Source organism: Streptomyces sp. NPDC058401 (genome assembly GCF_042722885.1).
Classification (GTDB): Bacteria; Actinomycetota; Actinomycetes; order Streptomycetales; family Streptomycetaceae; genus Streptomyces.
Window position 1 is genome coordinate 1 of sequence record NZ_JBHXKA010000173.1, and the last position, 14,071, is coordinate 14,071.

Here is a 14,071-nt window from a genome sequence, read left to right on the forward strand (position 1 = left end):
GCCTCAAACGCCGGCGAGGCTGGAGGTGTCCCGGGCTGCGCCCGGACCCCCTGGGGCTCCGCCCCAGACCCCGGTCCTCAAACGCCGGACGGCTGGATTGGCTGCGGCCGGGGCGGGGACGGGGGCGGGGTGGGGTGTTGGCCTGGACGTAGAGCGTGATTTGTGGCGCTAAAGGAAGCCAAAACTGTCGAACGTAGCGGTCAGGGCGCCTAAATCATGCAGTCCAGGCCAACACCCCACCCCGACCCCGGCACCGCCCCACCCCACGCAGCAAGCCCAGCGCCCAGGCCACCCCCAGCCCCGCCGGCGCTTGAGGCGCCCGGGGACGGAGTCCCCGGCAACGGCGCGGCGCCGCACAGGGCCACGGGCTACCGCCGACGCAACGTCAGCTCGTCGTACACCGAGAGGACCTGCGCCACCGTGTCGTCCTCCGACGGCCACGTCAAAGCCTGGGCCCGCCCCGCCACCGCCAGCTCCCCCCGCCGCACAGGATCCGCCAGCAGCCCGGTCACGGCAGCGGCCAGCGCCCCCGCCTCCCCGTAAGGCACCAGCACCCCCGCCGCCCCCACGAGCTCCGGCACACCCCCCACCGCCGTCGCCACCAACGGCACCCCCAACCGCAGAGCCTCCTGCGCGAGCGGCGACCGCGCCTCCCACCGGCTCGGCAGCACCGCGACGTCCGCAGCCGCCAGCAGCCGCGCGGCATCCCGCCGCCGCCCGAGCAACCGCACCGGGAGGCCTTCCGTCTCGATCCGCCGCGCGAGCTCCGCCCGCATCGGGCCCTCTCCCGCGATGACCAGCAGCGGCACCGGGTCCAGGTTCCGCCACTCCCGCGCCGCGTCCAGCAGTACGGAGTACCCGCGCCGCGGCACGAGACTCCCGACCGCGATCAGCAACGGCCGTTCCACCGCACCGAGTTCCGCCCGCACCTTCCCGTGGTCCGAAGCATCGGAACCGGTGGCCTCCGAAACGCCCGCCACGGCCACCGCCACCGCCGCCAGCCGCGCGTCCCGCGCCCCCCGCAGCCGGGCCAGGTCCACCTGCGCGGAGGAGGCGCCGAGGACGATCGCCGCGGCCCGCGCGACGTGCCGTTCCAGCAGGAGGCTCAGGCGGCCGCTGCCGGGGCCGCCGCCGTGCCAGCTCACGACCAGGGGGATCCGCCGCCCGCGCAGGGCCAGCGCGGCGCGCATGCCCGCTCGTACGCCGTGTGCGTGCACCACGTCGGCTTCGACGCACGCGGCCCGCAGCGCGCTCACCGCGTCCGGGGTGAACCGGGCCCCGGCGCCGGTGAAGTCGTACTCCCCCTCCGTCGCGACGGGTCCGCACACGGTGACCCGCACGCCGCGCGCGGCGAGCCCGGTGGCCAGGGACCGCACGTGCGCACCCCCGCTCGCGCCGCCGAGCACTTGGACGGTGCGAAGGACGGGGACACTGACCGGGGAGCTGCTCACGGGCCGAAGCTCCAGGGTGAGGGAGGAAGGCAGGGACGTCGCCCAGAATGCCAGTCCGCACGCGCGTTCCGGGACCATACGGGTGCGGATCCCGTGTGAGATACCGCAGCAACCCCCCGATCCTCACCCACACGGGCTAGCCGGACGTCAGCCTGCTGACGAACAACGCCCGACTCCGGACCTACACCGCGCTCCGGACCTACTCCGAACTCCGGGCGGCCGCGAGCAGCTCCTCCGCGTGCGCCCGGGCCGACGCCGAGTCCTCGTGCCCGGCCAGCATCCGCGACAGCTCGCGGATCCGGGCCTCGCCCTCCAGGACGGTGACGCCGCTGCGGGTCACGGACCCGTCGTTGGTCTTCTCGACCAGCAGCTGCCGGTCCGCGAAGGCCGCCACCTGCGGCAGGTGCGTGACGACCACGACCTGCGCCACCTTGGCGAGCTTCGCGAGCCGCCGCCCGACCTCCACGGCGGCCTTGCCGCCGACGCCCGCGTCGACCTCGTCGAAGAGGTACGTAGGCACCGGGTCGGAGCCCGCGAAGACGACCTCGACGGCGAGCATCACCCGGGACAGCTCACCGCCCGAGGCGCCCTTGGCGATCGGCCGCGGCTGGGCGCCGGGGTGCGGGGCCAGCAGCAGTTCGACCTCGTCGACGCCCGAGGGCCCGTACGCGACGAGCCGGCCGCCGACCTCGACCCCCTCGGGGTCCTCGGTCTGCCGGACGTCGATGGTGACCCGTGCGTGCGGCATCGCCAGGGAGGCCAGCTCCTCGGTGACCGCCGAGGCGAAGCGGGTCGCCGCCTCGTTCCGTGCGTCCGTCAACGCCTGGGCCAGTGCGGAGAGTTCGAGGCGCAGCCCGTCGCGCTCCGCGGTCAGTTCGTCGATCCGCTCGTCGTCTCCGTCCAGTTCCAGGAGCCGTACGGACCCGCGTTCGGCCCACTCCAGGACGGAGTCCACTCCGCCGTCGCCGGATCCGTACTTCCGGATCAGCTGGGTCAGCGCCGCCCGCCGCTCCTCCACGGCCGCCAGCCGCAGCGGGTCGGCGTCCAGGTCGTCCGCGTACCCGGCGAGTTCCCCGGCCACGTCACCGAGCAGGATGCCCAGTTCCCCGATCCGCTCGGCGAGCGCGCCGAGCGCCGGGTCGTGGGAGCGTACGGATTCCAGTGCGCGGTGCGCCCCGGCGACGAGCGCGCCCGCGTCGACGCCTTCCGGGTCCTCGACGTTGCCGGCCAGGGCCGCGTGCGCGACCTGGGCGGCCGAGGACAGGGATTCGGCGTGCCCGAGGCGCTCCGCCTCCGCCGCCAGCTCGGTGTCCTCGCCCGAGAGCGGTTCCACGGCGGCGATCTCGTCGAGTCCGAAGCGGAGCAGATCGGCTTCCTGGGCGCGTTCCCGGGCCCGGGTGGTGATCTCCTCCAGCTCTCCGGCGACGGCGCGCAGCCTGCGGTGGGCGGCGGCGTACTTCTCCAGGGGGCCGGCGACGGCGTCGCCCGCGTACCGGTCGAGGGCCTGGCGCTGCCGGGCGGGCCGGAGCAGGCCCTGCTGGTCGGTCTGGCCGTGGACGGCGACGAGGTCGTCGGCGAGTTCGGCGAGCAGGCCGACGGGCACGGAGCGGCCGCCGACGTGGGCGCGCGAGCGGCCCTCGGCGGAAACGGTCCGGCTGATCAGCAGGGCGCCGTCGTCGAGCTCGGCGCCGGCCTCCTCGGCGCGCAGCGCGGCGGGGGCGTCCGGGCGCATGACGATGCGCCCTTCGACGACCGCCGCCTTGGCCCCGATCCGCACCAGCGCGGGGTCGGCGCGCCCGCCGAGCAGCAGCCCGAGGCTGGTGACGACCATGGTCTTGCCCGCGCCGGTCTCGCCGGTCACCGCGGTGAAACCGGGTGACAGCTCGACCACAGCGTCGTCGATGACCCCGAGCGACCGTATCCGCATCTCCTCAAGCACGGGACGACGATACCGAGGTTTCATGGGTGCCATGTGACGTCACCCGCCTGAACCGACTCGAACAATCATGCTATTTACGTACGCGCGACGCACTCGACCGGCGGTGACCCCGTACGGAACCCCTTCGGGAACCGGCACGCGGCCACCACGGCATCCGTTCCGTCCCGGTGCGGACCAGTGCGGACTAGTGCGGAGCTCCGCGCCATCCCGACACCGGCAGCGCGAACTTCGCGACGAGCCGGTCCGTGAACGAGGCGTGGTGCAGCCGCGCGAGCCGCACCGGCACCGTGCCGCGCCGGACCTCCACACGGGCCCCGGCCGGCAGCTCCACCGTCCGCCGCCCGTCGCACCACAGCACCCCGTGCGGGGTCCCGGTCTGCACCTCCACGGCCAGCACCGAGTCCGGCGAGGTCACCAGCGGCTTGGCGAACAGCGCGTGCGCGCTGATCGGCACCATCAGCAGCGCCTCGACCTCCGGCCAGACCACCGGCCCGCCGGCCGAGAAGGCGTACGCCGTCGAGCCCGTCGGCGTCGCGCAGACGATCCCGTCGCAGCCGAAGCCGGACACCGGGCGCCCGTCGATCTCCAGGACCACCTCCAGCATCCGCTCCGGGGACACCTTCTGGACGGCCGCCTCGTTCAGCGCCCAGTCCCGGTGCACCACGTCCCCGTTGGTCCGCACGGTCACGTCGAGGGTCATCCGCTCCTCGACCTCGTAGTCCCGCGTCACGACCCGGTCCACGACCTTGTCCAGGTCGTCCCGCTCCGCCTCCGCGAGGAAACCCACCCGGCCCAGGTTGACGCCGAGCATCGGCACCCCGGAGCCGCGCGCGAACTCCGCGCCGCGCAGCAGCGTCCCGTCGCCGCCGAGCACGATCAGCAGCTCGCACCCGTCGAGCACCTCCGGGGTGCACTCGGACTCGGCCACCAGCTCCACCTCGGGCGGCAGCGGCAGGTCCACCGCCTCGTGCCGCAGCACCCGTACGCCCAGCCCGCTGCGCAGCAGGCCCTGCACCACCAGCTCGGCGCTGCGGATGGCCGCCGGCCGCCCGGTGTGCGCGAGCAGGAAGACGGTCCGCCTACCCGGCTTCCCCTGCTCCCCCAACGACTCCCCCGGCCGTGCCGGGTCCCCCGAAAGATCACTCACTGCGGCCCCTCCGCCACTGCACGGTCAACATCCGCCGGGTCGAGTACCGGTGCCCCCGCCCGCAGCCACAGAAAATACTCGACGTTGCCCGAGGGGCCCGGGAGCGGGCTCGCGGTCACCCCGAGCACGCCCAGGCCCAGCTTCCACGCCTGCGCCGCGACGTCCCGGACGGCCTCGGCGCGCAGCTCCGTACTGCGCACCACGCCACCGCTGCCGAGCCGGTCCTTGCCGACCTCGAACTGCGGCTTGACCATCAGCACCAGATCCGCGTCGGGCGCGCAGCAGCGTACGAGCGCGGGCAGCACCAGCCCGATCGAGATGAAGGACAGATCGCCGACGACCAGGTCCACGGGCACCCCGTCGATCAGCTCCACCGTCAGCTCGCGCACGTTGGTGCGGTCCTTGACGGTGACCCGGCCGTCGCTCTGCAGGGACCAGGCGAGCTGCCCGTAGCCCACGTCCACGGCCATCACGTGGTCCACCCCGGCGCGCAGCAGCACGTCGGTGAACCCGCCGGTCGAGGCGCCCGCGTCCAGCGCCCGGCGGCCCTCCACGCGCAGTCCCTGCGGCTGGAAGGCCGCGAGGGCCCCCGCCAGCTTGTGGCCGCCCCGGGAGACGTAGTCGGGGTCGCCGTCGTCCTTGAGGACGACGAGGGCCGCGCTGGTCTCGACCTGGGTGGCCGGCTTCGTCGCCGTGTTGCCGCCCACGGTCACCCGGCCGGCGGCGATCAGCTGCGCGGCGTGCTCGCGCGAGCGGGCCATGCTGCGGCGTACCAGTTCGGCGTCCAGGCGGCGGCGTGCCACTCCTGCCACGATCGGTTCAGCTCCTGTTTTCGTGCGGACGGGGGCCTTCGGTCGCGTCCAGCGCGGTGAGCGCGGAGCGCAGCCCCCTGTGCACATCCTCGTACACCTCGACGTGTCCGTCCGCCGGGAGGTGGTCCACGTCCGCCAGCCGCTCCAGCGCGGCGTCCGCGCCGGGGTGCCCGGTGGGGGTGCGTACGACGCCCAGCGCGGCCGGCCCGGAGGGCTCGGCCGGGGCTTCGTCCGGTTCCCGGACCGCGGCGGGCACTTCTTCGCTCATGCCCCCGACGCTACCGCGTAGGGCGCCCGCGACCGCGCACGGCTCTGCGGTACGGTCGGGATCACGATGGCTACGATCGAGGAGTGCCGTGCGGCACTCGACCAACTCTCCGACAACCTGGCGCGGGCCGAAGGCGACGTGCGCGGTGCGACCGCGCTCGACCGCTCGCTGAGCTGCCACATCACCGACCTGGACCGGACCTTCACGGGCCGCCTCGACGGAGGCCGGATCCGCGTGGACGCGGTGGCCCCCGGCCCGCCGTCCGCCAAGGCCGAGATCCGGCTCGCGATGACCGGCGACGACCTGGTCTCCATGGTCGCCGGCGACCTGAAGTTCCCCAAGGCCTGGGCCTCGGGCCGCATCCGCCTGGAAGCAGGCTTCCGCGACCTCCTCCGCCTGAAGAGCATGCTCTGATCAGCCCCGCCGGCGTTTGAGGCGCGGGGTCCGGGGCGGAGCCCCGTGCCTTGAGCCGCACGGGCCAACCCGGCCCCGCCACATGCAGCCCCGCCGGCGTTTGAGGCGCAGGGGTCCGGGGGCCGGCCCCCGGCAACGGCGCCGCACCCGCGACTACTGGGCGCGAGCCACCGATCGGCCCGCCCGCGCCGCGGGGATCACCAGCGGCGTCCCCGTCTCCGGGTCCGAAATGACTTGGCACCGCAGCCCGAACACCCGCTCCACCAGCTCCGCCGTGACCACCTCGGCCGGCGGCCCCTCCGCCACGACCTTCCCGTCCCGCATCGCGATCAGGTGGGTGGCGTAGCGTGCCGCGTGGTTCAGATCGTGCAGCACGGCGACCAGCGTCCGCCCCTGCTCCTCGTGCAGCTCCGCGCAGAGGTTCAGCACCTCGATCTGGTGCTGGATGTCCAGGTAGGTCGTCGGCTCGTCCAGCAGCAGCAGCGGCGTCTGCTGCGCCAGCGCCATCGCGATCCACACCCGCTGGCGCTGCCCGCCCGACAGCTCGTCCACCGCCCGGCCCGCGAGCTCGGCGACCCCGGTGGAGGCCATCGACTCCTGCACGATCCGCTCGTCCTCGCCCGACCACTGCCGCAGCAGCCCCTGGTGCGGATAGCGGCCCCGCGAGACCAGGTCCGCCACGGTGATCCCGTCGGGGGCGATCGAGGACTGCGGCAGCAGACCCAGCGTCTTGGCCACCTTCTTGGCGGGCATCGATCCGATGGCCTGACCGTCCAGCAGCACCCGCCCCCGCGAGGGCTTCAGCATCCGCGAGAGGGCGCGCAGCAGGGTGGACTTGCCGCAGGCGTTGGGGCCGACGATCACGGTGAAGGAGTGGTCGGGGATCTCCACCGACAGGTTCTCGGCGATGACCCGCTGGTCGTAGCCGAGGGTCACGTTCTCCGCGGTCAGCCGCTGCACTTGCCTGCTCCTCTGGTTGCTCGTACCGCTCTGCTTGCTCATATGCGGCCCGCCCTGCGCTCGGTGACGAGCAGCCAGAGCAGGTAGCAGCCGCCGATCAGCCCCGTCACCACGCCCACCGGCAACTGGTCGGCGCCGAAGGCCCGCTGTGCGGCCCAGTCGGACACCAGCAGCAGGAGTGCGCCCATCAGCGCGCCGGTCAGCAGGCTCGCCCCGGGCGAGCGGGTCAGCCGCCGCGCGAGCTGCGGCGCGGCCAGTGCGACGAAGCTGATCGGTCCGGCCGCGGCGCTGGCCGCGGTGGTGAGCAGGATGGCCGCCACCATCAGCAGCAGCCGGGTCCGCTCCACCCGTACCCCGACGGCGTACGCCGCGTCGTCGCCCATCTCGATCATCCGCAGGGCCCGGCTCTGGCCGAGGACCAGCGGGAACAGCACCGCGCAGGTCGCGAGCAGCGGCCAGACCTGCGCCCAGTCCCGGCCGGCCAGCGAGCCGGTCAGCCAGACCATGGCCCGGGTGGCCTCGACGAGCTGCGCCTTCGTCAGCAGGTACTGGATGACGGCGACCAGCATCGCGGAGGCGCCGATGCCGACGAGGACCAGCCGGTAGCCGTGGATGCCCTGCTTGTACGCGAGCAGGTACACGGCGATGCCGGCCACCAGCCCGCCCACCAGGGCCCCGACGGCCACCTCGCCGGCGCCGCCGTGGAACAGCACGATGACCAGCAGTGCGCCGACGGCCGATCCGTAGCCGAAGCCCAGCACGTCGGGCGAGCCGAGCGGGTTGCGCGAGACGGACTGGAAGACGGCGCCGGCCATGCCGAGGGCCGCGCCCACCAGGATGCCGACCAGGACCCGCGGCAGCCGCAGGTCGTTGACGATGAACTCGTGCGCGGGCGTGCCGTTGCCCAGCAGGGTCTGTACGACGTCCCAGGGGGCGATGTCGAAGTCGCCGGTGCCGATGAGCAGGACGGCCGTCGCCAGTACGAGCGCCAGGAGCAGTACCCCGATGCCCAGCGCGCGCCGCTCCACGCGCAGCGAGATCCCGCCGGGCAGGTGCAGCGGCCGGGGTCCGGTCCGGCTCCGGCGCGCCGTGCCGGATGCGTCGGTCACTGTCACAGCTGGGCCATCCTCTTGCGCCGGACGAGGTGGATGAAGACGGGTCCGCCGATCAGCGCGGTGACGATGCCGACCTGGAGTTCGGCGGGCCGGGTGACGACCCGGCCGACGACGTCGGCGCCGAGCAGCAGGACGGGCGAGAGCACCGCGGAGTACGCGAGCACCCAGCGCATGTCCGGGCCGGTGAAGAACCGTACGAGGTGCGGGATCATCAGGCCGACGAAGACGATCGGCCCGCAGGCCGCGGTCGCGGCCCCGCACAGCAGGGTGATGGCGGTCATCGCGCCGATCCGGGTCCGCGTCAGGTGCGCGCCGAGAGCCCGCGCGGTGTCGTCGCCCATGGCCATGGCGTTGAGCGGCCGGCCCAGGCAGAGCGCGATGACGGCGCCGGCCACCAGGAAGGGCGCCACCTGCCGGACGGTGTCCATGTTCGCGGAGGCGAGCGAGCCCACGGTCCAGAAGCGGAGCTTGTCCAGGGCCTTGCTGTCCATCAGCTGCACGGCGTTGATGTACCCGACGAGGGCCGCGGTGGCCGCCGTACCGGCGAGCGCGAGGCGCACGGGCGTGGCGCTGCGGCTGCCGCCGAGCACGTAGACGACCACGGACACGACGGCGGCGCCGAGGAAGGCCCACCACACGAACTCGCTCAGCGAGGACGCCCCGAAGAAGCTGATGGCCGATACGACGGCGGCCGCGGCCCCCGCGTTGACGCCGAGGATGCCCGGCTCCGCCAGCGGGTTGCGCGTCAGGGCCTGCATCACGGCGCCGGAGAGTCCGAGGCCGAGGCCGACGAGCACGCCGAGTACGGTCCGCGGGACCCGCAGGTTCCGTACGACGACGTCGGAGGCCGTCCCGGAGTAGTGGAACAGGCCGTGCCAGACCTCGTGGAGGGGCATCTGCTTGGCGCCGACGGCGATGCTCGCCACGACGACCAGCGCGAGCACGCCGAAGGCGGCGAGCAGACCGGCGGCCCGCGCGCCGTGGCGCGGGCGGGTGGCGGCGGCCTGCGCCGCACTCGGTTCGGGGGGACTCTCGACCAACACGGAAGTTAGGTTAGCCTACCCTCCGCCCCGTTCGACTCCCCCGGACAGGCCGCCGCACAGCCCGCCGGACAGCCCGCCGGCCAGGCCTTCGGTACCTGCGACACCGGCCCCCGAAGCCCCGGTCAGAGCCCCAGCCCGGCCAGCGCCTTCCCCGCGTCCAGCCCGCAGGAACCGTCCCCCGCCTGCGTCCAGGCCGCCGCGCACAGCGCCCGCAGCCCGTCCATCGCCCCGTCGGCGGCGACCGGCCCGACCTCCTCCCCGCGCGGCCCCCCGCGCAGCTCCAGTACGCCGTCCAGCGCCACCGCGGTCCAGTCCCCGCAGCGGAACCCGCCCCCGGCCGCCGCCACCACCTCCGGCTGCCCGGTGAGCAGCCCGCGCAGGTCCCGGTCCACGTACGTCGGCCGGTGCTTCGGCTCGGCCCGCAGCAGCTGCGCCCCGTCGGCCACCCCGGTCAGCACGAGCAGCGAGTCCACATCGCCGTTGAAGGCGCCCTCGATGTCGGTGTCCAGCCGGTCGCCGATCACCAGCGGCCGCTTCGCCCCGGTCCGCAGCACGGTCTCGCGGTGCATCGGGGGCAGCGGCTTGCCCGCCACCTGCGGCTCCGCGCCCGTGGCGATGCGTACGACCTCCACGGCGGCCCCGTTGCCCGGGGCGATCCCCCGCGCACTCGGAATCGTCAGGTCGGTGTTCGAGGCGTACCACGGCACCCCGCGGTTGATCGCGTACGAGGCCTCCGCGAACCGCCCCCACGGCAGATCGGGGCCTCCGTACCCCTGGACCACCGCGGCGAGCCCCTCCTCCTCCGCGGAGTCCACGGGCACCAGCCCGCGTTCGCGCAGTGCGACCCGCAGCCCCTCGCCACCGATCACCAGCACCTTCGAACCGGGCTCCACCTGCTCGGCGATGAGCCGGGCCACCGCCTGCGCGGAGGTGATCACCTCGCCCGCCTCCGTCGGGATCCCCAGCTCGCTCAGGTGCTCGGCGACCGCCTCCGGGGTGCGCAGCGCGTTGTTCGTCACGTACGCCAGGTGCATCCCGTCGGCCCGGGCCGCGGCGAGCGAGTCCACGGCGTGCGCGATGGCCTCCCCGCCCGCGTACACCACGCCGTCGAGGTCCAGCAGAGCCGTGTCGTACGCCTGGTGCAGACTCCGCTCGCTGCCCGCGGGAATGGTCCTGCTGTGCCGGGTCATGGGTGTCGGCTCCTCGTGCGATCGATCTTGTCCGGTTTCCGTACTCCCCCGATCATCCCGCATGGCGAGACGCGTCTTACGATTCACCAATGACCACATCTGGCACCGCGGACCATGGACTGCGCCTGATCCCGTTCCATGGCCTGCGCTATGTCCCCGAGCGCGTCGGCAGCCTGGCCGCCGTGACCTCGCCGCCGTACGACGTGGTCGTGCGCCCCGACGGACTCAACCACCTGGAGTCCGCCGACCCCCACAACATCGTCCGCCTGATCCTCCCGCAGGCCGACACCCCCGACGCCCGCAACCAGCAGGCGGCGCACACGCTGCGCGACTGGCTCGCCGAGGGCATCCTCAGCGCCGACCCCGTGCCCGCGCTCTACGTCTACGAGCAGCGCCGGGGCGAGCTCCTCCAGCGCGGGGTCATCGGGGCCCTGGCCCTCTCCGCCGCCGACGCCGGGATCGTCCTGCCCCACGAGGACGTCATGCCCCACGTGGTCACCGACCGCGCCGGCCTGATGCGCGCCACCTCGGCCAACCTCGAGCCCCTCCTCCTCACCTACCTCGGCGAGGACCCGACGGCGGGCGCGGCCGCGGTCATCGAGCGCACCGCACGCTCCACGCCGCTGTTCTCCACCACCACCGAGGACGGCTTCCAGCACCGGCTGTGGGCCGTCACGGACCCCGCCGACCTGGCGGCCATCACCGGCGACCTGGGCGACCGGCAGGCCCTCATCGCCGACGGCCACCACCGCTGGGCTACGTACCTGCGCCTCCAGGAGGAGCACGGCTCCGACACCCCCTGGGACTTCGGCCTGGTCCTGCTCGTCGACACCGTCCGCTACCCGCTCCAGGTCCGCGCCATCCACCGGCTGCTCCGGCGCCTGGCCCCCGCGGACGCCCTGGCCGCCCTCGACGGCCGGTTCCGGGTCCGCACCGTCGACGGCCCGCTGCCGGCGGCGATGGCGGCCCTGGCCGAGGCCGCGGAGCTCGGCAACGCCTTCCTGCTCACCGGCGACGGCAGCTTCCACCTGGTCACCGACCCCGAGCCGGCCCTGATCGAGCGCACGGTCCGCGGGGACCGCCCCGAGGCCTGGCGCCGGCTGGACGCCACGGTGCTCCACGCGACCCTGCTGGACACCCTGTGGGCCGTCCCCGACGCCCCCGACCAGATCTCGTACATCCACGACACGGAGGCCACCGTCGAGATGGCGGAGCGGCTGGGCGGCACGGCCGTCCTGCTGCACCCCGTACGCGAGTCGGTCGTACGGGACCTGGCCCGCCAGGGCGTGACGATGCCCCGCAAGTCCACCTCCTTCGGCCCCAAGCCGGCCACCGGCCTGGTCCTGCGCAGCGTGGACTGACGCGACAACGAAAAAGGGCGGTACCCCCATCGGGGGTACCGCCCTTTTCAGCTCACTCAGCCGTCGTCGCGGACTCCGGCCTCACGACGGTCGTCGTCCTGACGGTCGTCGACCTGACGCTCGTCGACGACATCGTCCCCGTCCTCGTCCTCGTCCTCGTCCTCGTCGAGAACGACGATCTCGTCGGTGACGTCGACATCGACATCGCCTTCGTACTCGTCGTCGTCCTCGTCGTAGTACTCGGCCTGGTCGGAGGCGCGCTCGGCGGCCACGACCTCCGGGTCGTCGTCGTCCTCGTCCTCGTCGTCGAACTCGTCGTCGACCTCGACGTCACCGTCAACGTCCGCGTCCGAGGCCTCGGCGGAGGCGTCGACGAACTCGACACCGTCCAGCTCGGCGAGACGGTCGGAGGCGTCCGTCGCCCCCTCCTTGTCGGCCTCGAGGGTCTTGGCGAACCACTCGCGCGCCTCGTCCTCACGACCGGCCGCCAGCAGGGCGTCGGCGTAGGCATACCGCAGACGCGCGGTCCAGGGCTGCACGGAGTTGGAGGCCAGCTCCGGGCTCTGCAGGGTCACGATGGCGGCGTCGAGCTGGTCCATGTCCCGGCGGGCACCGGCCGCGACCAGGCGCATCTCGACCTGTCCGGCCTTGTCCAGCTTCTGCACCTCGGGCTCGCCGGCCATGGCCAGCGCCCGCTCCGGACGGCCGAGGCCGCGCTCGCAGTCGGCGATGACGGGCCACAGCTCGACCGAACCGGTCATCCGCTTGGCGGCGCGGAACTCCGCGATCGCCTCGGCGTACTTCTGGTTGGCGTACGCGGCGAAGCCGGCGGCCTCGCGCACCGCGGCGACACGGGAGGCCAGGCGCAGGGCGATGCGCGAGTACGCGTACGCCTGCTCCGGGTCTTCGTCGATCAGCCGGGCCACCATGACCAGGTTCTTGGAGACTTCCTCGGCCAGCCCCTTGGGCAGGCTCAGCAGCTCCTGGCGAACGTCGGAGTCGATCTCGAAACCGGTGACGTCCTCGTCGATCGGAAGCCGCTTGACCGGGTCCCGGTCGGCACGGAAGTCACGGTCGCCACCACGGTCGTCACGCCCGCGGAACCCACCGCGGTCGCCACCGGAGGGACGGTCATCGCGACGCGGGTACGACGGACGGTCGCCACCACGGTCATCGCGGCCGCCGCGGAATCCACCACGGTCGTCGTCACGGCGGGGGTACGAGGGACGGTCGCCACCGGAGGGACGGTCGTCACGACGCGGGTACGAGGGACGGTCGCCCCGGTCGTTCCCACGGAAGCCGCCACCGGAGGGACGGTCACCACGGTCGTTGCCGCGGAAGCCACCGCCCGTGGGACGGTCCCCACCACGGTCATCGCGACGGGGGTAGGACGGACGGTCGCCACCGGAGGGACGGTCGTCACGGCCACCGCGGAACCCACCGCGGTCGTCATCACGACGCGGGTACGAGGGACGGTCACCGCGGTCGTTGCCACGGAAGCCACCACCGGAGGGACGGTCCCCACCACGGTCGTCGCGGCGGAAGCCGCCGCCCGTGGGACGGTCCCCACCACGGTCGTCACGACGCGGGAAGGAGGGACGGTCGCCGCCGCCGGCCGGACGGCCGCCACGGTCATCGCGACGGAAGCCACCACCGGAGGGGCGGTCGCCGCCACCGGAGGGACGGTCGTCACGGCGGGGGTACGACGGACGGTCGCCACCGCCGGCCGGACGGCCGCCACGGTCGTCACGACGGAAGCCACCACCGGAGGGGCGGTCGCCGCCACCCGTGGGACGGTCATCGCGACGGAACGGCGGACGCTCGCCGCCACGGTCGTCACGGCCCCCGCGGTAGCCGCCCCTGTCACCGCCGTCGTTGCGCCGAGGCTCGCGCTCCGGACGATCGTCGGGAGAGTTGGACATGGGTGTGACTCCTGTCGTCGGGGTACCGCTAGTCATTCTCGCGCAACCAACCCATGGCCGCGCTTCGGCGTAAAGCTGCGTGAAGCTACGTAAAAGCTCCGGAAAACAAAAAAGACCCCTGCTCCAGCGTTGAACGCTGGACCAGGGGTCCTTTGAAAAATTGTTCGGCGGTGTCCTACTCTCCCACAGGGTCCCCCCTGCAGTACCATCGGCGCTGAAAGGCTTAGCTTCCGGGTTCGGAATGTAACCGGGCGTTTCCCTAACGCTATGACCACCGAAACCCTAATCGGTTTCGAGCGAACAAGCACACTTTATAGTTATGTTCTAGCTCTAGAAACCAGCAACAGTTCGTTGCTTCAGAACTAACACAGTGGACGCGAGCAACTGAGGACAAGCCCTCGGCCTATTAGTACCAGTCAGCTCCACCCGTTACCGGGCTTCCACATCTG

General features: G+C 73.2%; 12 protein-coding genes, 1 rRNA gene and 1 pseudogene. 2 read left to right on the plus strand and 12 right to left on the minus strand.

Annotation, left to right across the window (positions count from 1 at the left end; all coding sequences use genetic code 11):
- Positions 1 to 368: 368 nt before the first annotated feature.
- From ACFWNV_RS36020 to ACFWNV_RS36040, 5 genes are all read right to left on the minus strand, one after another.
- Entirely contained in the window at positions 369 to 1,451 is a 1,083-nt protein-coding gene (locus tag ACFWNV_RS36020; protein WP_383955330.1) for a glycosyltransferase family 4 protein, read from the minus strand.
- 199 nt (positions 1,452 to 1,650) lie between these two features.
- Entirely contained in the window at positions 1,651 to 3,378 is a 1,728-nt protein-coding gene (recN, locus tag ACFWNV_RS36025; protein ID WP_383955353.1) for a DNA repair protein RecN, read from the minus strand.
- A 196-nt stretch (positions 3,379 to 3,574) separates the two neighbouring features.
- On the minus strand, positions 3,575 to 4,495 hold the full coding sequence (locus ACFWNV_RS36030; RefSeq protein WP_383955356.1) for an NAD kinase: 921 nt from the start codon (positions 4,493 to 4,495) through the stop codon (positions 3,575 to 3,577).
- 38 nt (positions 4,496 to 4,533) lie between these two features.
- Complete coding sequence (locus ACFWNV_RS36035) at positions 4,534 to 5,349, minus strand: TlyA family RNA methyltransferase (protein ID WP_383955333.1); 816 nt, start codon at positions 5,347 to 5,349, stop codon at positions 4,534 to 4,536.
- Between the two features lie 7 nt (positions 5,350 to 5,356).
- Positions 5,357 to 5,617: a hypothetical protein gene (locus tag ACFWNV_RS36040; protein ID WP_383955336.1), complete on the minus strand. Its 261-nt coding sequence runs from the start codon at positions 5,615 to 5,617 to the stop codon at positions 5,357 to 5,359.
- A 66-nt stretch (positions 5,618 to 5,683) separates the two neighbouring features.
- On the opposite strand from ACFWNV_RS36040, the gene ACFWNV_RS36045 reads away from it, so the two are divergent.
- Positions 5,684 to 6,031: a sterol-binding protein gene (locus ACFWNV_RS36045; protein WP_383955339.1), complete on the plus strand. Its 348-nt coding sequence runs from the start codon at positions 5,684 to 5,686 to the stop codon at positions 6,029 to 6,031.
- A gap of 153 nt (positions 6,032 to 6,184) precedes the next feature.
- Here ACFWNV_RS36045 and ACFWNV_RS36050 read toward each other — a convergent pair whose 3' ends face one another.
- From ACFWNV_RS36050 to ACFWNV_RS36065, 4 genes are all read right to left on the minus strand, one after another.
- Positions 6,185 to 7,033 (minus strand): ABC transporter ATP-binding protein, encoded by an 849-nt coding sequence (locus tag ACFWNV_RS36050; RefSeq protein WP_383955341.1) that lies wholly within the window; start codon positions 7,031 to 7,033, stop codon positions 6,185 to 6,187.
- On the minus strand, positions 7,030 to 8,100 hold the full coding sequence (locus tag ACFWNV_RS36055) for a FecCD family ABC transporter permease (RefSeq protein WP_383955358.1): 1,071 nt from the start codon (positions 8,098 to 8,100) through the stop codon (positions 7,030 to 7,032). Before ACFWNV_RS36055 ends, ACFWNV_RS36050 begins: the two co-directional genes overlap by 4 nt.
- 2 nt (positions 8,101 to 8,102) lie before the next feature.
- Positions 8,103 to 9,149: a FecCD family ABC transporter permease gene (locus ACFWNV_RS36060; protein WP_383955344.1), complete on the minus strand. Its 1,047-nt coding sequence runs from the start codon at positions 9,147 to 9,149 to the stop codon at positions 8,103 to 8,105.
- A gap of 122 nt (positions 9,150 to 9,271) precedes the next feature.
- Entirely contained in the window at positions 9,272 to 10,339 is a 1,068-nt protein-coding gene (locus tag ACFWNV_RS36065) for an HAD-IIA family hydrolase (RefSeq protein WP_383955347.1), read from the minus strand.
- Positions 10,340 to 10,428: 89 nt separating this feature from the next.
- On the opposite strand from ACFWNV_RS36065, the gene ACFWNV_RS36070 reads away from it, so the two are divergent.
- Positions 10,429 to 11,700 carry a DUF1015 family protein gene (locus ACFWNV_RS36070; protein WP_383955350.1) on the plus strand — a complete coding sequence of 424 codons (1,272 nt, stop codon included), beginning with the start codon at positions 10,429 to 10,431 and terminating at the stop codon, positions 11,698 to 11,700.
- Between the two features lie 56 nt (positions 11,701 to 11,756).
- On the opposite strand, the gene ACFWNV_RS36075 is transcribed toward ACFWNV_RS36070, so the two are convergent.
- The 3 genes and pseudogenes from ACFWNV_RS36075 to rrf form a co-directional block, all read right to left on the minus strand.
- Positions 11,757 to 12,677, minus strand: coding sequence for a hypothetical protein (locus tag ACFWNV_RS36075; RefSeq protein ID WP_383955362.1), 921 nt, complete (start codon positions 12,675 to 12,677; stop codon positions 11,757 to 11,759).
- A 105-nt stretch (positions 12,678 to 12,782) separates the two neighbouring features.
- Positions 12,783 to 13,604 (minus strand): annotated as a pseudogene (locus ACFWNV_RS36080) (hypothetical protein); the annotation flags it as partial.
- 180 nt (positions 13,605 to 13,784) lie between these two features.
- Positions 13,785 to 13,901 (minus strand): 5S ribosomal RNA (gene rrf / locus ACFWNV_RS36085).
- Positions 13,902 to 14,071 lie beyond the last annotated feature (170 nt).

Excerpts from the sequence above, each read along its gene's own strand:
- ACFWNV_RS36070 (WP_383955350.1), top strand. The coding sequence starts at position 10,429 with ATGACCACATCTGGCACCGCGGACCATGGACTGCGCCTGATCCCGTTC.
- ACFWNV_RS36065 (WP_383955347.1), bottom strand. The coding sequence starts at position 10,339 with ATGACCCGGCACAGCAGGACCATTCCCGCGGGCAGCGAGCGGAGTCTG.
- recN (WP_383955353.1), bottom strand. The coding sequence starts at position 3,378 with ATGCGGATACGGTCGCTCGGGGTCATCGACGACGCTGTGGTCGAGCTG.
- ACFWNV_RS36040 (WP_383955336.1), bottom strand. The coding sequence starts at position 5,617 with ATGAGCGAAGAAGTGCCCGCCGCGGTCCGGGAACCGGACGAAGCCCCG.
- ACFWNV_RS36050 (WP_383955341.1), bottom strand. The coding sequence starts at position 7,033 with ATGAGCAAGCAGAGCGGTACGAGCAACCAGAGGAGCAGGCAAGTGCAG.
- ACFWNV_RS36045 (WP_383955339.1), top strand. The coding sequence starts at position 5,684 with ATGGCTACGATCGAGGAGTGCCGTGCGGCACTCGACCAACTCTCCGAC.